A 26,870-nucleotide genomic window follows, 5' to 3' on the forward strand; every position below is an offset into this window, starting at 1 on the left:
AAAGATGAAAGCGACCGATGAAGAATTGGTCGCTTTTTTGTTCCACGAAGAGGGTCGTAGATGATGAAGAGACAGAAGCGGGACCGTCTGGAAAGAGCTCGTGCTCGTGGTTATCAGGCTGGCGTGGTCGGCAAACAGAAAGAAGCGTGTCCGTATCAATGCCTGGATGCCCGTGGGCATTGGCTTGGTGGTTGGCGTGACGCCATGGAAGGGCGGGGCTCAGGCCTCTTCATGAAGTAACAACACTTCATCACTTATTACAAAAGGAAAGGGGCCGTTGTGGCCCCTTTGCGTTAATGCTGTTTTACCACTAATCAGAGAGATCAGAATGCGGTGGTATCTTTGAACAGGCCCACTTTCAAGTCGGTGGCGCTGTAGATCGGACGGCCGTCGACTTCGACCACACCATCAGCAATCCCCATCACCAGCTTGCGGTTGATGACACGCTTGAAGGTGATCTTGTAGGTCACTTTCTTGGCAGTCGGCAGGATCTGACCAGTGAATTTCACTTCACCCACGCCCAGAGCACGACCCTTGCCGGGGCCGCCTTTCCAGCCCAGGAAGAAACCAACCAGCTGCCACATGGCGTCCAGACCGAGACAGCCAGGCATCACAGGATCACCCGGGAAGTGGCAATCGAAGAACCAGAGATCCGGAGTAATGTCGAGCTCAGCCAGGATCTCGCCCTTGCCGTGCTCGCCGCCGTTGTCATTGATCTTGACGATGCGGTCCATCATCAACATGTTGGGGGCAGGCAGCTGACTGTTACCCTCACCAAACAGTTCGCCACGGCTGCAAGCCAGCAGCTCTTCACGGGTAAAAGAGTTCTTGCCCTGTTCGCACAGAGAAAGGCGGGCTTCCATGGTGGTATTGTCTACGGTCACGCGGTATTTCCTTCAAATGGGTCAAAGCCGGGCCAATTTAGCTTACAGTTGTTCGCTAAACAACTCCGATCACTTCATCAGCGGCCAAACAGGCGTCCCAGCAGGGCTCGCAGCAGTCCGACTTTGGCAGTGGAGCCGTTCAACTCGTCCAACCGATCCTGAATGCGGCCAAACAGGGTATCAGGCATATCAGGCTCACCGGCGACACAGCCGGTCAGCAACTCGATGGCCTCTTCCACATGATCCACCGGGTGGATATGGAACTGACCCGCTTCAACAGCTGCAATCACCTCGTCAGAGAGATTCAGCTGCTGGATGTTGGTGCCTGGCAGAATGATCCCTTGCTTGCCGGTGATGCCGTGGATTTTGCACACCCGGAAGAAGCCTTCAATCTTCTCGTTGACGCCACCCACCGCCTGCACATTGCCAAACTGATCGACCGCGCCGGTTACAGCGAAGTGCTGATAGATAGGCTGACGGGCGAGGGCAGAGAGCAGGGCACACAAACCGGTCAAAGAGGCGCTGTCACCATCGATTTCGTGGTAGGACTGCTCGAACACCAGATTGGCCGACAGGGGGGAGGGGTTCTCGGCACCAAATTTGTTGGAGAGATAACCGTGGATAATCATCATCGCCTTGGCGTGGATATGACCGGCCAGCTCCGCTTTGCGCTCGATGTCTGCCACATCGCCATCGCCGAGGTGGACGGTTGCGGTGAGGCGCACCGGTTCACCGAAGTCATAAGGGTGACCGGAGACCTGAATAACCGACAGGCCGTTGATCTGGCCGATCTCTTCGCCATCGGTTTGCAGCAGGATCTGGCCATCGATGACGCCCTGATCGGACTGCTCAACCAGATAGTTGAGGCGGTAATCCTGCTCCTCCAGCGCACCGCGGATATGTTCGTCGGTCACCACATCGGATCCCAGCTCCCGGGCCAGACTGTCAGACATCCGCATGATGGCGGCCAGCTGCACTTCGGAGAGCGACAGCCACTCCTGATGGTCACACAGGCGGCTGGCATGACGACAAAGGGCGGCGAGGGCGGCAGGCGTGAAGTCCAGCAGTCCCCAACGCTCGCGAACCCAGGCCAGATACTGCAAAAACTCCTGCAGATCCTCCTCAATATTCACCTCTGAGACCAGATCGGCGCGCAGGAAGATACGCTCGGACATATCCCGATCCAGCATCTGGAACTCTGCCACGTCGAGTCGGTCACCCACCAGGATCAGCTTGAGCTTGATGGGGGTCGCTTCAGGTGCGAAGAAGGGGGTCAGGGTTTTCCCTTCCTGATAGGCGTTCCAGTCCAGTTCGCCTTTTTGCATGGCATTTTTCAGCTTGAACCAGAGGTGTGGCTGATCCAGCAGCTCGTCCAGTTGCAAAATAAGGTAGCCACCGTTGGCTTCGCGCAGCAGACCCGGTTCCAGAAGGTGCTGGTTGGCATAGACAGAGCCTTGCTCAGTCTGGTAGTTGATAGAGCCAAACAGGGTATCCCAGTTGAGATCCCGGCCATAAATCACCGGAGCTTCCTGCGCCTCGTGATGGATCAGCAGGTTGATCAGAACGGGGTGCTGGAATTCCAACCCAAGGGCAACATGAGCCGCCAGATCGGAGAGGAAGTCATCGATCTTCGGATCATTGTTCTGCTTGCGCATAATGCGGGTCACGATGCGCTCGGCATCGAGATGGTGGCTCAGCAGCTTGAGCAGTTCGCCAACCATTTCACAGAATTCAATGCCGGTACCCGGTTGCAGTCGCAGCCAAATTGGTTTGTAGGGGTTGTTCAGATTCTCGGTGTAGCAGAGATCAAACAGGTCGCCATCCTTGCCGTGGGAGTCGGCAATCAGCGTCTGGCAAACGCCTTCATAATCTGCACCGGGGAACCCGTTGAGCAGCATGACCGGACAGTCACCATCAAAACTGGCCAAGCGCTTGATGCCAGATATGGCTCTGGGCTGCAGCGCTGCAAAGGGGATAGGTTCAAGCTCACTGAGCTTGGGGAACTGTTCAATCGCAAAAGCGGGTTTTAATTGTTCTGATGTTAATTCAGCCACTTAAGACATCCGGTCGAAGATAGGATCAATTGTTGCCATTATACACAGTTCAATAAGTGGTGACAGGAAACAAGATATTCAATTTAACATAATATACATTATGCGCAGTCTTGGTGTAAGGGCTAAGTTGTAATGTCGCATTCGAGCCAAATTGAAATGTCATCGGGTTCGTGTGTTAAGGTGGTTGTTCTTTGAACAATTCGGAGGGCTCCCCGATGGTACGCAGCGAGATCTGTTTAACCATGAAAGAGATCGACCGACTCAAGACCATCCAAGCAGTTGTTGATGGCCATCTCACCGCAAGCATTGCGGCAGGACGCTTGGGCTTATCCACTCGCCAGGTGTATCGATTAGTAGACCGTTATCGAGCATCAGGGCCATTAGGGTTGCGCTCTCGCCTTGTGGGCAGAGCTAGCAACCATCAGTTGCCAACAGGCATTAAGGAGCGAGCCTACCAGTTGATAGCAATGCACTATCCTGATTTTGGTCCCACATTGGCCTGCGAGAAGCTGGCAGAGCTGCATGGGATCAACCTCGCAAAAGAGACCATCAGGCAAATGATGATTGCCAGTGGTCTTTGGCTCCCTCGTCGGCAACGTGCACCTAAGGTGCAGCAGCCACGTATTCGGCGCGCTTGTTTGGGCGAGCTGGTACAGATTGACGGTTGCGATCACCGTTGGTTTGAGGAACGAGGCCCGGCTTGCACTGCCATTGTATTCGTTGATGATGCTACGAGCCGTATCATGGCCATGCGTTTTGTCGAAAGCGAATCGACATTGGCTTATTTTGAAACATTACACGACTACTTGCTTTCCCACGGTAAACCACAAGCACTCTATAGCGATAAGGCATCTGTTTTCCGAATTAACAAACAAGGAATAGGTGGTGATGGCCAGACACAATTTGCCAGAGCTTTAGATGAACTCAATATTGATGGTATGTGCGCCAATACCAGTTCAGCTAAAGGTCGTGTCGAACGGGCGCATCTGACATTACAAGATCGGTTGGTGAAAGAGCTGAGATTGCAGGGAATAGACAATATAGGCGATGCCAATACGTGGTTACCTTCATTTATTGAAGACTATAACCAGCGGTTTGGGAAAGCTCCTCTGCATGACTTTAATGTTCACAGGGTTATAGATGATCCTGGCAACTTAGATAAAATTCTTGTGTGGAAAGAGTATCGAAAAGTCTCAAAACGGCTTTCATTACAATATGATAAGCGTCTCTATCTGCTTGAGGATACACCAGAGCTGCGAGGACTTATTGGCCGTGAAGTTTCTGTCTTTCACTATCCTTCCGGTCAGATCCTGCTGGTCGATACTCATGACCGTGAACTCAAGTACACCATATATGACAAATTGCCAGTGATTAACCAAGGTGAGATTGTTGAGAACAAACGGCTAGGCCATGCCCTGTTGGTTGCCAAAGCCATCCAGGCCAAACGTGACAATGTCCGTTCTCGTAGTGCACCCAGTACACCTGGGGTTAATCGCCGTCGAGAACGTGTAAAAGGGCAGTACAGACCAAGAGAGTTATCGGAGGTTGATTACCTACAAGCACTTCAAGAAGTAAATGATTCGTTTGTATCTATTGCGGAAAGTCATGCAGAATTAGCATCGATACAAAAATCACCATTGCGTCGAACCCCTCATTCCAAATAAGAGCTGCCTGATAAAGGGGATGTATCCCATCTCCTTATCTTTGCATTGACTCTCGACTCTCTAAAGCCACTCTATATGACATTTCTATCTAGCTGGTTTTGAGACATTTCTAAATGGTGTTGACAGTGAGTTTGGGTTTTACAGACATACATAAGGACGCTTACCGGATTGGATGGCTCTGTTAGCCATGGGAAATGGGCTCAACTTCTGCACGGGCCGCCACTAACACATCTTGCGGACGTTCACGAACCACATCGACAGGTCTTGCACCTCGCAGCCAGCTATTGGCCGCCTGGAACCACAGCGCAACAAACACAGGACCGCGATCGGCTTGCAGAATGCTTATAATCTCGTCCAGTTCTGGTGATGGCGGCAGGTTCAGCTCGTCCAGACTGAGGACATAGCCACGGGCCAGCAGCTCCTCGCGGGTTGCACCATGCCACGTGGGTTTGGCGATGACCTGTTCACGTTCGGCCAAAAAATCGGGATCTACCGGCTCTGAGTCGAAGAAATCATCTCATTTTCCCATCGTTATCTCCTGGAGTACCTATGACTGAATCCGACTATCTGGCAGCCATGATCCGTATCGACGAACTCTGGGGGGCCGAGATCGGCTCGCCTGACGGTGCTGAACTGGAGCAGCTGGTTGCCCTGGTCGAGGCCTATGAGGCCGAGCACTACCCGATCTAATGCCGATAAATAGGGTTATCGGCACCAAAACCTTGAGCGACAATCTGTTCTTTGCCTGGGCGCCGACTGAACTGGCCTGCAAGGCACTCTTACAGGCCATCCTGTGCTTTGACACCAATGTAAAGGCGTTCCGGCAGCTTTCTCTTAGCCTCCGGTAAAGGGGCTGCGTTATCTGTGGAAGCATCCAGTGGGGTTCGCTCCCCTTGCCCACTTCATTAAGGTAACTCAACGGCTCTATGACAAGGCCAAACCCTTGCCGGGGCGCGGGTGTAGACAAGACCTCCGAACTGTTGAGCTTTAAGGTTGTAGCCAAGCCCCCTACCCCGTTTTTACCCCTTCAATGACTGAAATGATGGCGCGAGTCTTGCGCTCTGGATACAAGTCCCACGCCGATATGCGTAAAGAGTTGAAAGCGACCTGCTCTTCCTTGTTGTAGTTTTCCTATTTCGACATGGTTGAGGGGGCCTCAATTATTGGGAGGCCTGCAACAATTTGAGCGGCGATTGTGTGATGTTCCCCTTTGATTGATTGGTTGGGGTGAGAACCACGTGTAATGGCCGCTTTACTCTTTGTTATCTCTCACCACACACTTCCCTTCCAAACCGATATTGAAGGCCCCATTCAGAGCTGCCAGTCGGAAAGGTTGAGGAAGGAGCGTAGCGAGGACGATACCTTGTAGGCTATAGGGCATGGGTGGTGCCTGTGGTTCCTCCTGTCGGAGACAAGCCGCTCTCAAGGTCTTGGGATTTTTAATCATTAAATTCATTAGGATTACTTGGTATTTTCTAGTTGATTAATCCATAGCTCATAGGCTGTGTTTCCATACAGTTGATGCAATGCGCTCGTATTATTTTCAGCCTTCTTGAGTTCTTCTGAAATTGCTTTTTTCAGATTTTCCCATGTTTGCAGATTTTCATAGTCATTATTGTTTGGTGCATATTTAAGAAACTGTTTTAGTTCCTTTGTGAACTCTTTTCTGTTTACATTGAAATTTATCTCAATTTTCTTATTAAGAAGAGATATTAAATCGTCAATGTATCTCAGTAAATCGACTGTCTCCATTTGAGTTTCATTGTTAATCGACATGAATGATGTGGATGGTTCATGAATGAGATTATTTCTATGTATTCTTACTTTATTCAGATGTGCATATAGTTGCTTGCTTATAACATTATATTTTATCAACCTTTTCAAGATCTTATCTATTTTGTGTGGTGGATCTGTTTGGAGGTGTTTTTTATATATCAATTGAGTTAATTCTTCTATTGCTTTCCACGCATAGAATATAAATGTGAACTTTATCCCTAATTGTGCATAGGTTATAGCTAGGTTTCTATTTAATGGAATGAAAAAACTTTGTGTGGCCACCGTCATTTCTATGTATTTTTCAATATTTTTATCAACTTCACTGATTGAAATTCTCTTTGTGCCAATGAACTGAATTGCATAGTGTTTAAAGGTTTTTTCTTCGACGGGGGTATTTACATATAGTTCACATGCGCTGATAAAATTAGTGATTGCTTGACCTTTTTGTGAATGAAATTTCTTTTGATATACACTTTCGTCTTTGCATATAATTATTGACTCGTCGCAATAGCCTGATGTACTAAGTGATTCAGTTGGTAGTATGTTAAGTATATTGATGAAAAAACCCTTTATAATATGATAAGAGGCTACAACCCAATCTTGTTTGAACCATGCATTTTGACATATGTCATTTTGTTTTTCTTTTGGTATTTCAATGCTGACAGCTCCGCAGTAGTGCAGGTTTATGTTGCAATAAGTAAACTCTTCATCAGTTCTGGCTAGCTGGAATTTATATTGATAGGACTTTATTATTGAGTAAGGGCTTATTTGTTTATTTTTCAGGTACTCCATAATCCCAGAAATGTTACTTGACCATATTTCATTATCAACATCGTCTTGAATAAAAAAAACAGGCTCCTTTGGTAACACGCATAGATAGTATTTCTTCATCGCTGGCAGCCTTGATTTATGTGGAGGGAATGATATAGGGGCTCTGTCTGTTTTTTTGTATCTCGTCAGCTGCCCCCTTGTAGTAATTCGGGGGGAATTCTACCCCATCCCCTACCCTCTCGGAACCCTTGAACACTCCACGGCGGTTAGGTCCACTCTGGAGCATGTCCAGGGCTGGATCCGTTCACTTAAAGTGCATGTGCGCAGCCTTCATATTTAGTGGTGTTCGCGCCAATACGCATCATTTTTATCAACCCTAAAAATAGGGACCAACGGCCCCTTGAGACACAACTTAAGCTACAGCCCAATGTCGTCGTGCAGGCATTTTTTTACGAGGAGGCTGTTGGTTAAATTGTGACATTGCACGTTTAAATTCAGCTACGTCTTCATGATGAAGCGTCAAAGCCCAAAGAGCTCTACATTGACCGTAATGAAGTCCATCAGTGTACATAATGGTGTTATCTTGTATGCGCAGTTGATTATGGTGAGCCTCCATTTGGAGCCCTAGGTTGGGGAACCAGATATGCACTGTACCTGAAGTAATAAAGCTGAATTTGGCAATAATATCTCCATCTCCTGCAAGCTTGAATGTTTTTTCTACAACACGTAACTGCATAGTTCGTCCCTCTTATGCTCATATTGACATCCAAGTTAATAGGTTAACACTATGCCCTGTAGGCTCCATGTGAAATCATTGTTACTTGTGAGTCCGATCATGTTTCCATTTCCCTCATGAAGCAAAAAAGGGGCCATAGCCCCCAAAATACAAATAGGCCTCTTTTCTGTATTAGGCTGTGGTGTTAACCATGTATCCGCTGCTTGATTGATCTTCGGGTAATTTGCTTTTGAAGGATGTTAGAAAGTCCTGCAGGGATGGTTTCTTGCCATCTTGGCTGGTTATTCCCCCTGTCAGTGAATCGAACTGCTGTTGTAGCTGACTCAACGTGGGATTTGAGCTGTTCCCGCTGCTCAAGGCAGATATCAGGGAGTCCAGCCCTTGTTTAAACGGGTTGGCACCATTGCCGGCTTCTTTTGCTTCCGGAACTCCACCTTGCCCCCCACCCTGGTTGTCATCCCCATCTCCATCGCCATCTCCTTTGCCACCAAAGCCTTTCATTGCTCCCATCAGGGTATGCATGAGGGATGATAAGGCTGATTTGGTATCCGGGTTGGAGGTATCGACATTGACACCCAGAGATGAGAGGGCCGATGTGACATCACCCATCATTTTATCGCCACCACCGTGGTGATGATGATGTGGCTTTACTTGCTCAGTGTTAGCTGGAGAGGCTGCACTGGTGTTATACGAGGCAGAGACCGAAGAGCTGCTGATTGAGCTGATATCCGACATACCATGTTCCTTACAAGTAAGTGTGGACAGTGGCACCGAATGCCACTTTAGAAACTCTGCATATATCTTGCCACTATCATCATCGCGTTACGTGCTCGCAACATGTTGTTTTATATCACCATCATTTTATTGGGTTTCGTATGAGGTGCGGCAAAGTACCTTATAACAACCATCTTTTGCCGCCATGCATTGGCCGCGCTTCGTTTTCAGTTAGCCTTTGCCTCGCGCTTTCCTCCCGTCGAATGCGGCCATTTGCCGTTCAGATCTCTCCACTTGAATGATAGCTAGTGCCTCTATTCTCCGTCGATCGAACCTTACTCTTGTGGGGAAAATCAGGCAGTCATCCGTCATATAACAACAAGATTGCCATCAAGCGACGCACATGCACCTGAACGTGCGTGGCATGGATAATGCTGTGCATGCATCGCCGCTGTGGTCGTGGCTTGTTTTGTTTGGCGAATAATGGGATCGCAAAAAACCGGAGTGAGTTCCCTTCCTCTGGTTATCTACTATTCGGAATAGTTATTTAGGTCATTACCGACTGGTAATTCATGCCCTTCCCCTGAGATTCTTTACAGCAAACTACAACAGTCCCATTTTGGGACAAGAGTCCATTATTTAGAATTTTCCCCTCCTCCCCCATATGAATAATCATCAGCACATACCGAGCGTTGCTTGCAGCCAATCGAAAGTAATGAGTAGTAGATGTAAAATGGCACGGCTAAAGCACAATAATAAAAAAGGGCCTGCATATTGTAATGCTGGCCCTTCTCTCTTTTGACTGTAATTATTCAGTAATTTACTATCCGATCAGGCGACCAGCCACCGTTTGCGTTTTGGCATCGGGGTCGGTTGATGAGATCTACGAGTACTGGTGCACACCTCGATAATCAAGGTTTTTAGTTCACTCATATCAGCCGGATTGAGAGTCAATGACCAGAATGCTCTGGCTTGGCTATAGTGCATGCCATTGGTATAGAGAATAGTGTCATTTTCAAAGCGAAGCTGATTGCAAGGCGCTTCCATCTGCAGTCCCATTTCAGGAAACCAGATATTCAAAGTGCCCGAGGGGATCAGGGTAAATTGAGCCATCAGTTCGCCTTGTCCGACAACTTTGTACTGTTTTTTGATGATATCTAGCGGCATTGGGTTTCTCGGTATTTCAGCAAGCTATTTGGTTGATTGTTTTCTCTGAGCCGGAATGGATATGTATTCCGTTGATGGCAATGCGCTCGTTCCTTACCGCCCCGTTGTTCCCTGAACCGATTGCCATTGCAGAGGCATATAAAATAACCGCATCAGCTTGTATGAGACCTTAATGAAACATACTTTATTTTAAATGCAGATGGCAGAGCCACGTATCACGTATCTCCGTTCACTATTTTTCTTCATTGTTATCTCTCACGGTAAGGTTTAACCGGTCCAACGGCTTTTGTTGTGCGCTTTCATGTCGCTCGCTATTGCTGGTATGGAGGTATTTCGAGGTGGTGTCGATGCTGTCATGCCCGGCATCAGCCTGAACGTGGGAAAGAGGTCGCCCGTGCAGATTGATGTCGTGAGTGATCCCGGTGTGGCGAATGGCATGGGGGGACAGCTGCCGCATTTCAGCCGCATCCTGCACCAATCCATCCTGTTCTGCCAATTCGGCCCCTTTGCCAATGATCACCATGATCAGATCCCGGAGCTGGCGAATGCCGAGGTTGGCGTTTAGCTCGCCTTGTTCACGACCATGGGCCGCCGCTTTATGGCGAACGAACAGCGGAGTCTGTTCATCCGGTGCTGGCAAAGGTGAGAGGCCAAGAAATAGACGGTAGCGTTCGAGCGCAGCCAGCAGTGCTTGGGAAACGGCTACGGTACGTCGCTTGCCTCCTTTGCTCTGGGGAATGAAGTAGCCCCAGACGCCAGTTTTCCTATCGCGGCGAAACTGCCCCATCACGGGAGTAAAGCCTGGTCTGGCGGCAACTTCCGAAATCCGCAGATAGCAGGCGTACATCAAGATGGTGAGAAAGCGGCTGCGTTCGTGTTGCTCCGGGTGGTCGTTGGCCAGGGTATCTGCGGCTTGCATCACGTATGACCACTGCAATTCGCTAAAGCACTGTACCTGATCATCAGCTTCCTGCTGCTGCGGCCGTTTGACCCGCTGCAGCAGCAGGGCCGGATTGCGGTCCATATACTCCTCCTGGATCAGGAACTGGAAGAAGGCCGACAAGATGGCGAGCTTGGTCTTCATCGCCTGCTCACTCAGGCGATATGGCAGGGTACGACCCAGCTCCCGTTTGCCTAGAAACGGGCGCCATTGCGGATTGGGCAACCGCTCTCCCCACTCCTTGTCGAGGATAAACTGCGCCACGTTGCGGTAGGCGATCAGCGGCTCGGGAGGGGACTGACAGTAGTCGAGGTAGCGAGTCATGATGCGGCGAGTGAGATCTTTCGGGCTGATGGCGACCTCGCGAAAACACCAGTGTAAAAAGGTGGTCAGTTCGCTGCGATAGGTTTTGTAGTTGTTCTCGCTGTTGCGCTGTTCCAGCAGCCAGTCGACTGCCAATTCATATACCAATCCGGCATCGGGCACATCGTTGAGGCTGAGGTTGGCAAGGTACTGATTGACCTGCGGATTGCCAGCTTCCAGATAGACCAGGCTGTCAAATAGCGGCATGGCTGGCGGCAAGGATAATGGGTGTTGAGTCATGGTGTTGCTTGTTGGTGATGAGGTTAATCGATAGAGATCTGTGAACCGAGACGATAGAAAAGGGCTGAACCGTGATGCATCAATGCGGCTTCTATTTATGTTTGTGCAGTCCCTTGCTGTTGCTGGCAGAGGTCATTGGCTGGGGTCATCGGGAGCGATTTGGCCGTCTATCTCACTCTTGTCTGCTTGTTGATTCGGCGGATGTCGCCCATTACAGCACTCTATTCAGTTATGCATTGGATATGCACAGTTGTTAAAAAATTCTCGGGGTAAATAGCCGCAAAGATGCTTTTAAATGTAGTAAAAATGAATGGCTTTAGCTGTTTATCCCGAGAAATAGCAGACCGGGACAGTCAGGCTACCTGTTTGAGCGGCTTCTCTTTGCGTTTGGCCGCTGGAGCATCTTCCTCTTTCGCGCCAGCCTTGCCGCCGCGCAGCAGGGTTTGCAGCACATCACGCTGCTCTGCCAGATAGAATGCCAGACTCTCTTGTTGCTCTGGTGCCAGCTCGACAGGTGCGCCAGCTAACAGGGTCATCAACTCGTCGGCCGTATCCAGCAGCTTGTCATAGGCATCGGCCTCTTTTTTGCTGGCAAAGGTCATTTTCTCCACTCCCCCACGAACAACCACATATTTGATCTCGACAGCCATGATGGCCTCCTCTTGGTGATGATACATAGAGTATATGTATGGATATACAGTATTGCAAATAACCTCACCAGAAAAGAGATCGCAGTGTGTTATCGATAAAACTGGTGCGGGATCAACTCATCTCAAAGTGCCATTTGACATCCAAGCCTGACTGGTCGGATCATGGCCTTATGACGATCGTACAACACCTGTTTATTCTGCTGATGGTCGAGGTGCTGCTCTTTGGGAGCATCGCCCATCTGGTCGTGGGTCTGCCCTGGCCGCTGACCTTGCTGTTTGTGCTGTTTGCCTTGCTTGGTTTGCGCTGTTTAGTGGTGCTCGGCAGTTGGCTCTTTACCCGCTTTTACCCTTCGCCAGCCATCGGTGTCTGGCGCAGAGTGAAGATGATGGCCCAAGAGATGTTGGCCTACCTCTACACCTTCACCTGGTTGTTGCCTTTTGAACCTCTGCTGATGGCTCCCGATCGGTTGCGCCCTTGCCGGCAACCCGTACTGCTGGTACATGGTTACGGTTGCAGCCGCGGGATCTGGCGCATCCAGCGTGCCAGACTGGAAGCGGCCGGTCATGTGGTCGCCACCATTACCCTGATGCCACCCTTTGGCCATATTGACGATATGGTGCCCCTGCTGGCCAAGCGGATCGACGATGTATTGGCGGCAACCGATGCCAGCCGACTGGTATTGGTGGGTCATAGCATGGGGGGACTGGTATGCCGTGACTATCTGGCGGTGTGCGGTGGTGACAAGGTCGCGAGCCTTATTACTCTGGCCACCCCCCATCAGGGTAGCCAGCTGGCGATGCTGGGGTTGGGGGCCAATGCGCGGGAAATGGTGCCCGGCTCAGGCTGGTTACAACGCTTTTCTTGTGTTCCTCTCTGCGTGCCCGGGATCTCGGTGCGCACCAGTCATGACAACGTGGTGATGCCACAGGAGCGGCAACGATTGGCGGGCATGGAAGATATCGAACTGCCTGCCATCGGCCATCTATCCCTGCTCTACTCTTGCCGCACCACTGATCTGTTGCTTGGCCTGCTGGCCCGCTTCTGACATATCCCTGTAGCAATGCACCAAATAAGAGAAGGGCCTGATCACTCAGGCCCTTGTTCATTTTTTAGCGCATCATCCGGTTAGAAGTGGATGCCCTTGATCAGGGTAGAGACGGCGACCTGATCGGCAGTTGCCTTGGACTTATCGCCATCCTTGGGATCGGCAAAGGTGCGGAAACTGGTATTCATGATCACCTGGGCGACGCGTGGTGCCAGCGCATGGACCACTTGGCCGAACACCCCGAGACGGGTCGCCAGCCGTACATGCTTGTTGATGATGGTATCGCACACCAGATCGGTAGCCTCTTCCGGCGTCATCATCGGCACCTGCTCATAGACTTTGGTTGGCGCGACCATCGGTGTTTTCACCAGCGGCATGTTGATGATGGAGAAGCTGACACCCTTGTCGGCAAACTCCGAAGCGGCGGTACGTACCCAGGCATCGAGTGCCGACTTGGAGGCGACATAGGCGGAGAAGCGCGGCGCATTGGTCAACACCCCGATGGAGGAGATATTGATGATGTGCCCTGTTTTCTTCTCAATCATGGTGGGCAGTACCCCCATGATCACCTTGAGCGCACCGAAGTAGTTGAGCTGCATAGTGCGCTCCAGATCGTGGAAGCGCTCGAAAGAGTCTTCAATGGAGCGGCGGATCGAGCGGCCTGCATTGTTGACCAGAATATCGACGCCGCCGTGATCGGCCACGATGCGAGCGGTGATCTCCTCGGCCTGCGCCAGATTGGCGAGATCCCCCTGATAGATCTCGATGGTCAGTCCCAGCTCGGCAAACTCAGCTTTAGTCTCGGCAATCTTCTGTTCATCGCGAGCGATGGTCACGACGATGGCCCCCGCTCCCGCCAGCTTGCGCGCGGTGGCACGACCAATACCCGAAGTGGCACCGGTCACCAGCACGACTTTGCCCTCGACCCGCCCGCGCAGGGTGCGGTCGATAAAGAGCTCGGGGTCGAGATGGCGCTCCCAGTAGTCCCACAACCGCCAGGCGTAGCTGTGCAGCGGCGGTACTTCGATCCCCGTCCCTTTTAGCAGGCGCTGGGTTTCCCGGTTGTCAAAACGGGTGGGATAGCTGATCAGGCGGAAAATATCCTTGGGTAGCCCCAGGTCAGCGATGGCAGCATCGCGAATGCGGCGTACCGGTGCCATGGTCATCAGCATCGCCGTCAAATGGCGGGGAATGAAGTTGAACAGGGAGGCATTGATGCGGATCGCCGGTTCAGGAGCATGAGCTGCGCGCGAGAAGGTGCTGAGCATATCGCCGACCCGCATCGGGTTAGGGTCAGTCAGGTGGAAGGTCTTGTTCTCCTCCCCATCCTGATGGGCAATATGAGCCATGGCATCGACCACAAAGTTGACCGGCACAATATTGATGCGGCCTCCTTCCACCCCGATGGCCGGCATCCAGGGCGGCAACAGACGACGCAATTTCTGAATGGTTTTGAAGAAGTAGTAAGGGCCATCGACCTTGTCCATCTCACCGGTATTGGCGTCTCCTACGACAATACCCGGCCGGTAGATGCGCCACGGAACGGTGCATTCGTTGCGCACGATCCCTTCGGCTTCATGTTTGGTCTGGAAATAGGGCATGTCGAGGTGTTCGGCTTCGTCGAACATGTCTTCCCGAAACAGACCGTCAAACAGGCCTGCAGCAGCGATGGAGCTGCAATGGTGGAACTGGTGGGCCCCCAACCGCTCGGCGAGCTGTACGGCCTGACGGGTGCCTTCGATGTTGACCTGCTGCTGGACCCCGGCTTTGGCGTTGAGATCGTAGATCGCCGCGAGATGGAAAAAGTGATCGATATGGCCAGCGAGTTGTTCCTGTTCGGCAACGGATACGCCCAGCAATGGCAGCGTCATATCACCGAATATCGGGATGGCTCTTTGCTCATCCACATTCCAGAAGGAAAACAGATCCGGCAATTTATCCTGATGAGCGGATCGCATCAAAAAAAAGACCCGGTTGTCGGGTGCGGTTTCCAGCAACTTTTTGATCAATCTGCGCCCGATAAAACCGCTTCCGCCTGTGATGAAATAGTTCATGTCATTGTTCCGTTACTGATTTGGCTGTTACTTGCCGTTAGATATATCACGCTTCATATGGAAATCTTCAATTCAATTGTCGGTTCGTGAGCCAACCCAGATTTCAGCCACTTAGCTATTTCGTTATTAGGTAGAACCCTCTATTTTTTGTCCCTAGACTGGAGTTGAAAAATCAGTAATGCCACAACCGGATTGCCGTTGTTGTTGTCGCCATTACGTTTAACTGTCGTTATTCAAGGAGAAGATCATGGCTAAAAAACTCAAAGCACTGGCGAGTTCAGTGACCGACAACCAACTCACCTCCACCATCAAAGAGTCCACCCAGCAGATTTGGCTGGCGGGTCTGGGTGCCTATGCCAAGGCACAGGAAGAGGGCGGCAAGATTTTTGAAGCACTGGTACAGGAAGGGGAAGCCCTGCAGGCTAAAACCCGTCAGAGCGCAGACGAAAAGATTGCCGCAGTGACCGACAAGACTGCCAATACCTGGGGCCGTCTGGAGCAAGTGTTTGAAGATCGCGTCGCCCGCGCCGTTGCCAGCCTCGGCATTCCGACCCGCAAGGATATCGACAAGCTCTCCAAACGCATGGCCGAACTGACCGACGTGGTTCAGCAACTGCTGGATGCGCAGGAAGAAGAAGCCCCTGCTGCCGAAGCCAAACCGGCTGCCGCCAAAAAGCCCGCAGCCAGGAAGCCGCCGGTAAAAAAGGAGCCGATCGCCAAAGCCAAGGAGGCCGTCGTTGAGCAGGCCGCCGATCTTCTCTCCGCTGCTGAAGACGCAGTGAAAGAGGTGAAGGCCAAAGCGGAAAGCGTACTTCCCTGATCCCTCGTGGTGACGGAAGGTGATTGATACCGGCCCACGCCCCTCGCTGGGCCGGTCTTGTCATGGAGAGTGTCATGGATAGGGAGGTGCTATGAGTACGATCGCAATTGCTCTTGCTGGCGGTGGGCCGCTCGGCGGCATCTACGAGATCGGTGCCTGCGCAGCCCTCTCCGACAGCATCAGTGGTCTGCGCCTTGACCATGCCGACATCTATGTTGGGGTGAGCTCGGGGGCCGTAGTTGCCTCGGCACTGGCCAATGGTATCTCCCCGGCCAAACTGGTGCGGATCCTGCTCAGCGATGATGCGGGCGAGATGTTTGATCCCGCCACCCTGCTGCGCCCCGCGTTTCGGGAATATGCCGACCGCCTGACCTCCATTCCACCGCTGGCGTGGCAGAGCCTGACTTACTATCTGGCGGCCCCCTGGAAGCGCAGCTTGTTTGAATCGCTGCAGGGGCTCTCCAAGGCGATCCCGACCGGGCTGTTTGACAATCGCGGGGTGGATCGCACCCTGACCCAATTCTTCTCTCGTCCCGGCCGCAGCAACGATTTTCGTCAGCTGCGCAGTCGCCTGTTTGTGGTGGCCACCGAACTCGACACCGGTCATCCGGTTGCATTTGGCAGCCCCGGTCTGGATGACGTGCCCATCTCGGCGGCGGTGCAGGCCTCGGCGGCGTTGCCCGGCCTCTTTCCTCCTTCGCTGATCAATGGCCGTTACTATGTGGATGGGGCACTGATCAAGACGTTGCACGCCTCGGTGGCGCTGCAAGAGGGGGCGGATCTGGTGTTCTGCATCAATCCGCTGGTACCGTTCGATGCAGGCATGGCGGCAGGAGAGCCGACCAATCTGGTGGATAGCGGTTTGCCGGTCGTGCTGGCCCAAACCTTTCGCGCCATCATCCATTCACGGATGCATGTCGGGATGGATCGCTACAAACATCAATATCCCGAGGCCGACGCCCTGCTGTTTGAACCCTCTTCCGCCGACGGCGAAATGTTCTTCACCAATGTGTTCAGCTATCGGGATCGCCGCCGCCTCTGTGAGCATGCCTACCAGCATACCCGCCGGGATCTCTGGCAACGGCGTGACGAACTGGCCCCCGTGCTGGCCAAGCATGGTTTGGAGCTCAATCTGGCCTCGCTGGCAGATGAGGAGCGCACCCTGTTGGCGCCCAGCAGTGGCTCGGTCGCCGCCCTCGACAAGTCGCTGGAACAACTGCAACACTGGTTTGCCAAGCGTTATCGCCACGGCATACGTCGTTCACCCACAAAGGAGTAGCATGGATCGCAAACCCAAACGCCGTACCCGGGAGCGGATCCTGACCACAGCCCTCGCCTGCTTCAATCGGCAAGGGGAACCCAGCATCACTACCTCGGCCATTGCGGCCGAGATGGAGATAAGCCAGGGCAATCTCTACTACCACTTCCACAACAAGGAGGAGATCGTCAACGCCCTGTTCGGCGAATTTGAACAGCAGATGGAGCGCCTGCTGGATGCGGTCAGTACCCCTTCCGATGAAGCGGAAGATATCTGGCTCTTCCTCCATCTGATGTTTGAGACCATCTGGCAGTACCGTTTCCTCTACTACGATATCGCGACCCTGATGAGTGGTTATCATCAGGTGGAGCAACGTTTTTCCGTCCTGCTGCGCCGCAAGGAGCAGACTGCTTTCGCCATTTGCCACCACCTGCAAACAGTCGGGCTGATGGAGGGCACGGCACAACAGATGCACACGCTGGCGGCCAATGTGGCGCTGGTGGGCACATTTTGGATCTCTTATCAGCGAGCACTGCACCCCAAGGCGGATGCCGATATCGCCCTCGGCGTCTTTCAGGTGATGCAGCTGGTCGCACCCTATTTGCGGGCAGATGCCCGCGCTCATCTGGGCGCCCTCGCCCATCACTATACCGACAAGGTTTGATTCACATGCAACAGGGAGAATATGCATGAGCACTTCACAACTCGAATTTGTCCCCTTCCCTTACGCCGATGCGGCTTATGACTACTCAGGCGAGAAGCTGGCGGATCACTGGGAACGTCTCCATCAGGGGGATGCCGAGCCCTGGCCAGAGGATGAGCAGGTACAGGATGCCTGGCGGGCCTATCACGCCGGGGATTTTGCCCAAGCCGTTGCGTTGGGTGAGGATGCGGGTGAAGCGGGTCTTAACGTGGCGAACAAGGCGCTGGTGATCCACGCCAGCTACCTGCTTGAGGACAAGTATGCCAAGCGTGCTGCCTTCGAGCGGGCGGCCAGCCATGCCGAGAAGCTGCAAAAACGCCAGCCGGACAATGCCAACGCCTGGTATTTCCATGCCCTGGCCCTTGGCCGCTACAGCCAGGTTATCTCCGTCTCCAAGGCGCTCTCGCAAGGGGTCGGTGACAAGATCAAGGCCAGCCTGGAGAAGGCGCTGGCGCTGGAACCGGATCATGCCGAAGCCCATATCGCTTTCGGGGCCTGGCATGCCGAGATCATCGACAAGCTGGGCGCCATGATTGGCGGCCTGACTTATGGCGCCAAGAAAGAGGAGTCCGAGCGTCACTTCAAAGAGGCATTGGCCCTGATCCCCGACTCCGCCATCGCCCGTATGGAGTACGCCAATGCTCAGGTGATGCTGCACGGCAAGAGCCGCCTGAAAGCGGCGGAAGCCCTTTATGCCGAAGCGGCCGCGTGTGAACCGATGGATGCCATGGAGCGTCTCGATGTGGAGGCGGCGCGCGAGGAGCTGGAGGAGTGATCTCCGTCCTCCATTGATCTGCTCACACCGTTAAAAGCAGGAGGCCAACCTTGGGGTTGGCCTCCTTCGTTTATCGCTCCCGGTTGTTATCACCCAATCGGTTCACTCAACCGAGCAGTGCATCCAGCTCGCTGGGATCGTAGAGCAGCGCAGGCTCCATCAGCACCAACAGCAACAGTTGTTCGAACTCCACGGCAAAACGTGCCACCACCAGATCGGGATCCGGCACCAGCTTCTTGTCGGTGATAAGGCCCAGCTGCACCTTGTGATCGTAAGAGAGGATGGAGACGCCAACGCCGATATCCCCCGCCTGCGGCACCCAAAACAGCGGTTGACGCAGTTTTGCTCCGGCCAGATAGAGGGTCTGTTGCGGGCCCGGCACATTGGTGATCACCGCACTGGCCTTGGCCGAGAGCAGCTCGACGGCTTGCTGCTGTACTGCTTTGGGGGACATGCCAAGGGCGTGCAACAGGTTGAGCACCACCACGGGTTGTAGCGAAGTACGCAGCGCCTGCATCCGGTCACGTACGGTATAGAGCCGTTGCAGTGGATGTTCGACATCGATGGGCAGATCCAGGGCCACCAGCCCGAAGCGGTTGCCGAGCGCTCCATCATCATCCGGCGCACGCATATTGACCGGCACCAGGGCGCGGATCTCCACTTTGTTGGCATCGTCCCCCTTCTCCTGCAGGTAGTGACGAAATGCCCCTGCGGTGGCGGCGATCAGCAGATCGTTGACCGAGCAGCCGAGCACCTTGCCCACCGCCTTGATATCCGGCAGGGCTATTTGCTCCGACCAGGCAACCCGTTTGGTGCTGGCGGTCTTGCCCCGCAAGCGGCAGGGTGAATCATCACCGAGGGTGGCGATATTGCACAGTTCGCTCGCCACATCCCGTCCGGTTTTGAGGTAATCCACCGCTTTGGTGGGATGGGTGACCACTTCCACATATTTTGACCAGAGGGTGCCGGTCAGCTTGAGACCGGCCCGCACCAGACGGCTGCTGCCGTGATGACTGTCGTCCTCCTCCTCGTCATCGCCATCGAGCAGCGGTTCTGGCGATGGTGGACGGGGCGATCCTTCGGGACTGTTATCCATCATGGTGAGCATGGCCCGCACCAGCGAGAAGCCGTCGCCCATGGCGTGGTGGATCCGCACCACCAGCGCTTGCCCGCCCAGAGTGGTGTCGGTCAGGTGCATGTCCCACAGGGGACGCTGGTGGTTGAGCGGCGTCGAGGCGAGATCGGCCACCAGCTTCTCCAGTTCAATCTTGCCCGCCTTGCCCGGCAGGATCACCCGCTTGAGGTGCTGATCGAGATCGAAATCGGGGTCATGGCGCCAGTAGTAGGAGCCGCCTTCCAGTACAGCCCGCTGGTGGAAGCGGGGTTGTACCGAGATGGTGTGGCGTAATCCGGCCCGTAACCGCGCTTCATCAAGCTCCCCTTCAAACATCAGGACGCCGATGATCTGCATCAGATTATTGGGTCTGTCCATGCGTAACCAGGCGGTATCGACGCAGGAGATAAATTCATTCAGTGGCATGCGTGTTTCCCTACAAAATGCATTTACCGCGGCGGCCAATCACCGATGCTCTCAATATCAGAATCCGGATCTTGGTGATAAACATCCAAATGGTGGCGACCGCCGCGAAATTATGAAAAAGAAAAACAACAGAAACAGTAAATATCCGATTTGGACATTGTTCATATATCAATATGGCAAACAGGATGTGCCACCAAATTATTTAAAACAGACATCTTGCGGCAACAGGTTATTAAATGCCGGGATGGCCGATAGTTTCAAACACGTTTGGGGCAAGGCAACCGATTTTCTACATAATCGAGGATCTCCTGTTCCAGTACGCTGCGTACCGGTAACAGCATCAAGCCAAGATGGACTTTCAGTTCCAGGGTATCTTCGTCCAGCGTGAGTGAACCATGTACCCCTGAGCCACGAAACCGCAGCTCGGTCTCCTCGTCATCTGCCCATTCACAGTCGAGCTGATAGCTTTCGCTCATGTCCTGGGCGATGGCCTCGGCAGCGAGTCGTGCGGCGGCCAGTCCCAATGGATGCTGACGGCTGATCTGAATGGTGGAGAGTGCGCTGCTGCCAGCGAGCGAGTCATAAAAGAACATGGAAGATACTCTGAGTCATAAGATATTTATTGATATTAAACACATGTTCACAACAAGTGAAAGGGGCGTTCACATAAATGGGACTCACTTAACAGAGTCGACCGCAATGAACCCTGTGAATGGCTCACGTTATTTATTCCCTCCCCCTTGCGCGCTACACTAATCATCGAATTGACAGCAAAAGCTGCTTGTTTTTCATTCACTTGTATCGCTTTATCACCACATTCCAATCAATGGGCCCGAGGCCAGAGAGCTGTAGATGACGCATCAAGACCACGGCCACGATGACGATAGCACCCTGGGACGGCTCTACCGCCAGCTCAAGCGGGTCGCCGCCTTGCGCGAACAGATGCGTGCTCACCCCGAAGATCAGCAAGATCGTGACCGGTTACGCCAGTGGCAGGCCGACCGACTGGGGCGCACCCATCGCGATCTGCTGGAGAGCGACCGCTACGGTCCCGCCGCCGAGTTTTTCCTGACCGATCTCTATGGCCCGGGGGATTGTGCCCGTCGCGATGCGGACGTGATGCGGGTGATGCCGACCGCCGAGCGACTGCTGCCGGAGTCTGGTCTCAAGGTGCTGGCGCAGGCGATCGAGCTTGATGCCCTATCCGAAGAGCTCGATTACCTGATGGTGGTGGCGCTGCGCCGTATTGGCGGGCTTAACCCCATTACCGCCGAGCACTACACCATTGCCTACCGCGCCGTCGGCGAACAGGATCGCCGTGCGCATCAGATTGTGCTGGTCAGTGAGCTTGGCATGACGCTGGACCGGTTGGCGAGAAAACCGCTGTTGGGCGCAACCCTCAAACTGGTTTCTGGTCCGGCACATCTGGCGGGCTTGGGCGAGCTCTTCTCTTTTGTCGAGCGGGGCTATCAGGTGTGTCACCAGATGGGACGTGCCAACGAGTTTCTCGAGACCATTGCCGGTCGCGAGACGGCGATCATGACGGCGCTCTTTAACGGCGATAGTAGCGTGCTGGCTTAAGACAGTGGCCGCACAGATTGTTGCAAATAAATCGGTTTGAAATAGGCAACTGTTGCGCCAGTGAAACAGTTAATGATGAGCCCCATGTTTCATCAGGGCTGATTCTCACCCAATACCGATGTCCGATCTTCCGTAACAGGCAGCAAGGACATTGTGAGAGCGCGCAAGCGGTTGTCAGATAACGAGGTTGCCAGATGACAAAGCGGGCCGATGGGCCCGCTTTTCGTTTATCGCTGTTCACCAATAGATATCGATCAGATCACCAGCAGATCCATAAAGGCGTGCACCGGGGTGGCGGCAAGGCGCGGCCCATCCTGACAGAGGGCAAGGATGTCGCTGACCCGTTTGGCCGGGAAGCGGGTCGCCAGATTGTGCTGGAATTTTTCTACCAACAGCGGGATCCCCTCCTCCCGCCGGCGACGATGGCCGACCGGATACTCCACCTCGACCTTGGCAGTGTGAGTGCCATCCTTGAAGAAGATCTGAATGGCGTTGGCAATGGAGCGCTTGTCCGCCTCCAGATATTCGCGGCTGTAGCGCTTGTCCTCCTGCACCACCATCTTGTCGCGCAACCCGTCGATGCGGGGATCGGCGGCGACGTCGTCCTCGTAATCCTCGGCGATCAGGCGACCGAAGATCAGCGGCACCGCCACCATGTACTGCAGACAGTGATCTCTGTCAGCGGGGTTGTTGAGGGCGCCGACCTTGCTGATGATGCGAATGGCCGACTCATGGGTGGTGAGCTCGATGCGATCGATCTCGTCCAGTCGCCCCTTCACCTGACCATGCAGCTTCATGGCGCACTCCACCGCGGTCTGGGCATGGAACTCGGCGGGATAGGAGATCTTGAACAGCACGTTCTCCATCACATAGCTGCCGTACCCCTGATGCAGGGCGAACTGGTTGCCCTTGAACAGCACGTCGTAGAAACCCCACTTGGGCGCACTCAGCACACCGGGATAGCCCATCTCGCCGCTCATGGTGATAAGGGCGAGGCGCACTGCGCGAGAGGTGGCATCCCCCGCCGCCCAGCTCTTGCGCGACCCCGCATTGGGGGCATGACGGTAAGTACGCAGGCTCTGGCCATCAACCCAGGCCTGGGATACCGCATCGATTACCTGATCGCGGGTTCCCCCCAGCATATGAGTTACCACAGCGGTGCTGGCAACCTTGACCAGCACCACATGATCGAGGCCGACCCGGTTGAAGGAGTTCTCCAGCGCCAGCACCCCCTGGATCTCGTGGGCTTTGACCATGGCCACCAGCACATCTGCCATGGTGAGCGGCGCCTTGCCCTCGGCCACGCGAGTTCGGGAGAGCCAATCGGCAGTGGCGAGAATGCCGCCCAGATTGTCCGAAGGATGGCCCCACTCGGCGGCCAGCCAGGTGTCGTTGTAATCGAGCCAGCGGATGATGGCGCCGATGTCCCAGGCTGCCTTGACCGGGTCTAGGCAGAGTTGGGTACCGGGCACCCGGGCGCCATGAGGTACGAGGGTGCCGGGGACGATGGGGCCAAGATGCTTGGTACACTCGGGGAAGCGCAGGGCCAAGAGGCCACAGCCTAGCGTATCCATCAGGCAGTAGCGGGCGGTATCGAGGGCCGCCTGACTGACAATGGGGTGGTTGCAGACATAATCGGCAATATCGACCAGCACCTGATCGGGCTCGGGTCTGTGGTTGACGTCGACGTTGGCGGACATCGTGACTTCCTTATCGTTGTTGTAGAGAGACAAAGTGACGGGGTGCCGGGCCGACATAATCGGCGCTCGGACGGATAATCCGGTTGTGTTCGCGCTGCTCCATCACGTGGGCGCACCAGCCGGTGACCCGCGAGCAAACGAAGATAGGGGTGAACAGCTTGGTCGGGATCCCCATGTAGTGATAGGCGCTGGCGTGGAAAAAGTCGGCGTTGGGAAAGAGCTCTTTCTCCTCCCACATCACCTTCTCTGCCTCGCAGGAGACGCGATAGAGGCGATCATCACCCACCGCTGCGGCTAGCTTGGCCGACCACTCCTTGATGATGACGTTGCGCGGATCCGAGGTGCGGTAGATGGCGTGACCAAAGCCCATCACTTTATCCTTGGCCGCCAGTTTCGCCAGCAGTTCGCGCCTTGCCTGCGCCTCATCTTGCCAGGGCTCGATCATCGCCATGGCCGCCTCGTTGGCGCCGCCGTGCAGCGGGCCGCGCAGGGTGCCGATGGCGGCGGTGATGCAGGAGAACATGTCGGAAAGGGTTGAGGCGCAGACTCGCGCGGCAAAGGTGGAGGCGTTGAACTCATGCTCGGCGTAGAGAATGAGCGAGACGTGCATCACCCGCCGTTCCAGTTCACTCGGCGCCTTCTGGTGCAGCAGTGCCAGAAAGTGACCGCCGATACACTCCTCGTCGGTATCAAGGGCGATGCGCACCCCTTCGTGACTGAACTTGTACCAGTAGATCAGAATGCCCGGGAAGGCGGCCAGCAGCCGATCCGCCACTTCATGCTCATGCTCGAAACCATCTTCCGGCTCCAGATCGCCGAGCATGGAGCAACCGGTGCGCAGCACATCCATCGGGTGGGCATCGGCGGGAATGCGTTCCAGTACCTCCAGCAGCGGCTGGGGCAAGGCGCGCAGGCGACGCAGTTCGCGCTTGTACGCATCAAGCTGTTGCTCACCGGGCAGCTCCCCCTTGAGCAGCAGATAGGCGACCTCCTCGAACTGGGCGCTATCGGCCAGCTCCTTGATGTCGTAGCCGCGATAGGTGAGACCGGTGCCGCTCTTGCCCACGGTACAGATACTGGTCTCCCCTGCGCTTTGACCGCGCAGACCTGCCCCGCCCAACGGTTTCTGTTGTCCCATAAGCTGCCTCCTATTCCTTGGCTGAAAACAGACGATCCAGTGTCTGCTCGTAGTGGTGATAGCCGAGAAAGTCGTAGAGCGACTCCCGGGTTTGCATGGTCTCCACGACGGCGCGCTGATGGCCATCCTGGCGAATATGGTGATAGACGTTGAGGGCAGCCTGATTGGCAGCCCGGTTGGCACTCAAGGGGTAGAGCACCATGTCGACGCCGTGGGCTGCGAGCAACTCCTTGTCAAACAGCTCGGTTTTGCCGAACTCGGTCATGTTGGCAAGAATGGGCACTCCGGCCACCTGCTTGAACTGGTCGTACTGAGCCAGCTCGGTCACCGCCTCGGCGAAGATCATGTCGGCACCGGCAGCCACATAGGCGGCGGCACGCTCAAGTGCTGACTCCATCCCCTCCACTGCCAGCGCATCGGTGCGAGCCATGATGACGAACTCGCTATTCTCGCGGGCATCCACTGCTGCCTTGATCCGATCGCACATCTCCTCAAGCGTGACCACCGCCTTGTTGGGGCGGTGACCGCAGCGCTTCTGGGCCACCTGATCTTCCATATGGACGGCGGCAACCCCGGCCCGTTCGAACGCACGAATGGTGCGGGCGATATTGAATGCCCCACCCCAGCCGGTATCGATATCGACCAGCAGCGGCACCCGGGTGGCCGCGGTGATCCGCTCGGCATCGATCAGCACGTCGTTGAGGGAGGTCATGCCGAGATCCGGCAAGCCATAGGAGGCGTTGGCCACCCCGGCGCCGGAGAGGTAGAGGGCTTGAAAGCCGCTGCGTTCAGCCATCAGCGCCATATAGGCATTGATGGTACCGACGATCTGCAGGGGCCGTTCATTGGCTAGGGCGGTGCGAAAGCGCAGGCCCGCCGAGGGGGACAAACTGGACATCATGACTCCTTTCACCTGTCTAGTCTGGCTATCTAATATCACGTTTACGTTAACGTCAATTATACTTTCGTAACATTCAGGCAGCAGGCAAGACAGGGAAACGGTTTTAGGGTAAATTTCACCAATTCCTTCAACAGGTTGAATTGTATGATGGAGCCCAGTTCCGTGATCGTCTGCCCGGCGTGTGACTTGCTGATCCAGCGCAAGGCACTGCCGCTGCGTCGCCATGCCCATTGTCCCCGCTGTCACCAGCATCTCTATGGCCGTTATGCCTTTCGTCCCTCCCAGCTGATGGCACTGACCATCACCGGATTCTTGCTGCTCCCCTCTGCCTTTTTTGAACCGCTGATCTATCTGCGCCTGGCGGGGGTCAACTCCGATGCCAACTTGTTGCACGGGATTTTTGTGCTGCTTGATGAGGGCGAGTTCTGGGTTGCTGCGCTGGTGCTCTGGTGCGCCGTGTTGGCGCCGGTAGGATTGCTGGCAGGGATCTTTGCGCTGGCATCTGGCCTGGCCAAACGCATGCACATCCTTGCACCCACCTTGAAAGTGGTGGAGGTGTTTCGCCACTGGGCCATGCTGGAGGTCTATATCGTCAGCCTGCTGGTTGCCCTGTTCAAATTGATCGATATTGCCGATGTCAGGCTGGGTGGCGGGCTGCTCAGCCTCGGCATTCTGATGCTGCTCAACATGAGTTTGCTGGTCCTGTTTGATCCGGCGCCCTATTGGGATCGGATACCGCTCAAGGAGGAAGGCGATGACCAGCGCCCGTGAAATGGGGCTCTGCGGTTGCCATACCTGTGGCCTGCTGGTGCGCTATCAGGCAGGCAAGGTCTGCCCGCGCTGTGGCAGCAAGCTGCAGGTACGGATCCCCCACTCACTTGCCTGGTCATGGGGTCTGCTGGCGCTGGCCACCTTTATGTTGCTGCCTGCCAACCTGCTGCCCATCACCCACTTCTATAACAAGGGGCTGCTGCAGTCAGATACCATCTTCAGCGGTATCATGACTCTCTATCGCAGCAAGATGGGCGGAATTGCCACCATTGTGCTCACCGCCAGTATCGTGGTGCCGGTGGGCAAAATATTGGGGCTGGGCTGGATCTGCTGGCAGTTGCAACGGAGCAAACCGGTGCGGCGCAAGCGGCAACTCTTGATGTATCGAGTGATCGATTTTATTGGCCGCTGGTCGATGCTGGATCTGTTCGTCATCTCGCTGATGGTGGCGCTGGTCGATCGCGGCGTCATGCTGAGTGTCCGTGCAGGACCGGGTGCCACCGCTTTTGCCGGTGTGGTGGTGTTGACCATGATGTCAGCCCGGATGCTTGATACCCGTTTACTGTGGGACAAAGCGGCCCGTTGAGCTGTTCTCTATTTCTGTGTGTGATGTGCTGGTTAACC

The 26,870-nt window shown here is 54.4% G+C and carries 26 protein-coding genes; 11 read left to right on the forward strand and 15 right to left on the reverse strand.

Going from position 1 to position 26,870, the window contains the following annotated elements:
- Window positions 1-60: 60 nt before the first annotated feature.
- Window positions 61-240, forward strand: coding sequence for a ribosome modulation factor (gene rmf / locus ACE1BR_RS14280; RefSeq protein WP_005315693.1), 180 nt, complete (start codon window positions 61-63; stop codon window positions 238-240).
- 83 nt (window positions 241-323) lie between these two features.
- On the opposite strand, the gene fabA is transcribed toward rmf, so the two are convergent.
- Window positions 324-863 (reverse strand): 3-hydroxyacyl-[acyl-carrier-protein] dehydratase FabA, encoded by a 540-nt coding sequence (gene fabA / locus ACE1BR_RS14285; protein WP_196783564.1) that lies wholly within the window; start codon window positions 861-863, stop codon window positions 324-326.
- A 98-nt stretch (window positions 864-961) separates the two neighbouring features.
- Complete coding sequence (locus ACE1BR_RS14290) at window positions 962-2,938, reverse strand: Lon protease family protein (RefSeq protein WP_374871347.1); 1,977 nt, start codon at window positions 2,936-2,938, stop codon at window positions 962-964.
- Window positions 2,939-3,153: 215 nt separating this feature from the next.
- Here ACE1BR_RS14290 and ACE1BR_RS14295 point away from each other — a divergent pair, with 215 nt between their 5' ends.
- On the forward strand, window positions 3,154-4,602 hold the full coding sequence (locus ACE1BR_RS14295) for an ISNCY family transposase (protein ID WP_374871349.1): 1,449 nt from the start codon (window positions 3,154-3,156) through the stop codon (window positions 4,600-4,602).
- A gap of 181 nt (window positions 4,603-4,783) precedes the next feature.
- Here ACE1BR_RS14295 and ACE1BR_RS14300 read toward each other — a convergent pair whose 3' ends face one another.
- A complete protein-coding gene (locus ACE1BR_RS14300; RefSeq protein WP_374871351.1) occupies window positions 4,784-5,080 on the reverse strand; it encodes a hypothetical protein in 297 nt (98 codons plus the stop codon).
- Window positions 5,081-5,151: 71 nt separating this feature from the next.
- On the opposite strand from ACE1BR_RS14300, the gene ACE1BR_RS14305 reads away from it, so the two are divergent.
- Complete coding sequence (locus ACE1BR_RS14305; RefSeq protein WP_374871353.1) at window positions 5,152-5,292, forward strand: hypothetical protein; 141 nt, start codon at window positions 5,152-5,154, stop codon at window positions 5,290-5,292.
- Between the two features lie 771 nt (window positions 5,293-6,063).
- On the opposite strand, the gene ACE1BR_RS14310 is transcribed toward ACE1BR_RS14305, so the two are convergent.
- The 6 genes from ACE1BR_RS14310 to ACE1BR_RS14335 all read right to left on the reverse strand — a co-directional run bounded on the left by ACE1BR_RS14310 (window position 6,064) and on the right by ACE1BR_RS14335 (window position 11,959).
- Window positions 6,064-7,269, reverse strand: coding sequence for a hypothetical protein (locus ACE1BR_RS14310; RefSeq protein ID WP_374871355.1), 1,206 nt, complete (start codon window positions 7,267-7,269; stop codon window positions 6,064-6,066).
- A 292-nt stretch (window positions 7,270-7,561) separates the two neighbouring features.
- Entirely contained in the window at window positions 7,562-7,885 is a 324-nt protein-coding gene (locus ACE1BR_RS14315; RefSeq protein WP_374871357.1) for a hypothetical protein, read from the reverse strand.
- 171 nt (window positions 7,886-8,056) lie between these two features.
- Complete coding sequence (locus tag ACE1BR_RS14320) at window positions 8,057-8,620, reverse strand: hypothetical protein (RefSeq protein ID WP_374871359.1); 564 nt, start codon at window positions 8,618-8,620, stop codon at window positions 8,057-8,059.
- A gap of 810 nt (window positions 8,621-9,430) precedes the next feature.
- On the reverse strand, window positions 9,431-9,766 hold the full coding sequence (locus ACE1BR_RS14325; RefSeq protein WP_374871361.1) for a hypothetical protein: 336 nt from the start codon (window positions 9,764-9,766) through the stop codon (window positions 9,431-9,433).
- A 232-nt stretch (window positions 9,767-9,998) separates the two neighbouring features.
- Window positions 9,999-11,276: a tyrosine-type recombinase/integrase gene (locus tag ACE1BR_RS14330; protein ID WP_374871739.1), complete on the reverse strand. Its 1,278-nt coding sequence runs from the start codon at window positions 11,274-11,276 to the stop codon at window positions 9,999-10,001.
- A gap of 386 nt (window positions 11,277-11,662) precedes the next feature.
- On the reverse strand, window positions 11,663-11,959 hold the full coding sequence (locus tag ACE1BR_RS14335; RefSeq protein WP_374871363.1) for a YebG family protein: 297 nt from the start codon (window positions 11,957-11,959) through the stop codon (window positions 11,663-11,665).
- A 170-nt stretch (window positions 11,960-12,129) separates the two neighbouring features.
- Between ACE1BR_RS14335 and ACE1BR_RS14340 the strand changes: the two genes are divergently transcribed.
- A complete protein-coding gene (locus ACE1BR_RS14340) occupies window positions 12,130-13,005 on the forward strand; it encodes an esterase/lipase family protein (RefSeq protein ID WP_374871364.1) in 876 nt (291 codons plus the stop codon).
- 80 nt (window positions 13,006-13,085) lie between these two features.
- Here ACE1BR_RS14340 and ACE1BR_RS14345 read toward each other — a convergent pair whose 3' ends face one another.
- A complete protein-coding gene (locus tag ACE1BR_RS14345; protein WP_374871366.1) occupies window positions 13,086-15,059 on the reverse strand; it encodes an SDR family oxidoreductase in 1,974 nt (657 codons plus the stop codon).
- A 247-nt stretch (window positions 15,060-15,306) separates the two neighbouring features.
- Here ACE1BR_RS14345 and ACE1BR_RS14350 point away from each other — a divergent pair, with 247 nt between their 5' ends.
- From ACE1BR_RS14350 to ACE1BR_RS14365, 4 genes are all read left to right on the forward strand, one after another.
- Entirely contained in the window at window positions 15,307-15,879 is a 573-nt protein-coding gene (locus tag ACE1BR_RS14350; RefSeq protein ID WP_374871368.1) for a phasin family protein, read from the forward strand.
- A gap of 91 nt (window positions 15,880-15,970) precedes the next feature.
- Window positions 15,971-17,158, forward strand: coding sequence for a patatin-like phospholipase family protein (locus ACE1BR_RS14355; RefSeq protein ID WP_374871370.1), 1,188 nt, complete (start codon window positions 15,971-15,973; stop codon window positions 17,156-17,158).
- 1 nt (window position 17,159) lies between these two features.
- On the forward strand, window positions 17,160-17,801 hold the full coding sequence (locus ACE1BR_RS14360) for a TetR/AcrR family transcriptional regulator (protein ID WP_374871372.1): 642 nt from the start codon (window positions 17,160-17,162) through the stop codon (window positions 17,799-17,801).
- 25 nt (window positions 17,802-17,826) lie between these two features.
- A complete protein-coding gene (locus ACE1BR_RS14365) occupies window positions 17,827-18,615 on the forward strand; it encodes a hypothetical protein (RefSeq protein ID WP_374871374.1) in 789 nt (262 codons plus the stop codon).
- 106 nt (window positions 18,616-18,721) lie between these two features.
- Here the strand turns inward: ACE1BR_RS14365 and ACE1BR_RS14370 are convergent, their stop codons facing one another.
- Window positions 18,722-20,155 carry a wax ester/triacylglycerol synthase family O-acyltransferase gene (locus tag ACE1BR_RS14370; RefSeq protein ID WP_374871376.1) on the reverse strand — a complete coding sequence of 478 codons (1,434 nt, stop codon included), beginning with the start codon at window positions 20,153-20,155 and terminating at the stop codon, window positions 18,722-18,724.
- Between the two features lie 257 nt (window positions 20,156-20,412).
- Window positions 20,413-20,748 carry a polyhydroxyalkanoic acid system family protein gene (locus tag ACE1BR_RS14375; RefSeq protein WP_374871378.1) on the reverse strand — a complete coding sequence of 112 codons (336 nt, stop codon included), beginning with the start codon at window positions 20,746-20,748 and terminating at the stop codon, window positions 20,413-20,415.
- A gap of 259 nt (window positions 20,749-21,007) precedes the next feature.
- Here ACE1BR_RS14375 and ACE1BR_RS14380 point away from each other — a divergent pair, with 259 nt between their 5' ends.
- A complete protein-coding gene (locus ACE1BR_RS14380) occupies window positions 21,008-21,736 on the forward strand; it encodes a hypothetical protein (RefSeq protein WP_374871380.1) in 729 nt (242 codons plus the stop codon).
- A 254-nt stretch (window positions 21,737-21,990) separates the two neighbouring features.
- Here ACE1BR_RS14380 and ACE1BR_RS14385 read toward each other — a convergent pair whose 3' ends face one another.
- From ACE1BR_RS14385 to prpB, 3 genes are read right to left on the reverse strand one after another with little or no spacing between them, the layout of a single operon-like run.
- The gene (locus ACE1BR_RS14385) at window positions 21,991-23,436 is read right to left on the reverse strand and encodes a bifunctional 2-methylcitrate dehydratase/aconitate hydratase (RefSeq protein ID WP_374871382.1); all 1,446 of its coding nucleotides are present in this window, start codon (window positions 23,434-23,436) and stop codon (window positions 21,991-21,993) included.
- 10 nt (window positions 23,437-23,446) lie between these two features.
- Complete coding sequence (gene prpC, locus ACE1BR_RS14390; RefSeq protein ID WP_374871384.1) at window positions 23,447-24,574, reverse strand: 2-methylcitrate synthase; 1,128 nt, start codon at window positions 24,572-24,574, stop codon at window positions 23,447-23,449.
- Window positions 24,575-24,584: 10 nt separating this feature from the next.
- Window positions 24,585-25,472 carry a methylisocitrate lyase gene (prpB, locus tag ACE1BR_RS14395; RefSeq protein ID WP_374871386.1) on the reverse strand — a complete coding sequence of 296 codons (888 nt, stop codon included), beginning with the start codon at window positions 25,470-25,472 and terminating at the stop codon, window positions 24,585-24,587.
- Window positions 25,473-25,619: 147 nt separating this feature from the next.
- Between prpB and ACE1BR_RS14400 the strand changes: the two genes are divergently transcribed.
- A complete protein-coding gene (locus ACE1BR_RS14400) occupies window positions 25,620-26,246 on the forward strand; it encodes a paraquat-inducible protein A (protein WP_374871388.1) in 627 nt (208 codons plus the stop codon).
- On the forward strand, window positions 26,230-26,832 hold the full coding sequence (locus ACE1BR_RS14405; protein WP_374871390.1) for a paraquat-inducible protein A: 603 nt from the start codon (window positions 26,230-26,232) through the stop codon (window positions 26,830-26,832). Before ACE1BR_RS14400 ends, ACE1BR_RS14405 begins: the two co-directional genes overlap by 17 nt.
- Window positions 26,833-26,870 lie beyond the last annotated feature (38 nt).

The sequence above is a fragment of the Aeromonas sp. MdU4 genome, from assembly GCF_041929505.1.
In the GTDB taxonomy this organism is placed as follows: domain Bacteria; phylum Pseudomonadota; class Gammaproteobacteria; order Enterobacterales; family Aeromonadaceae; genus Aeromonas.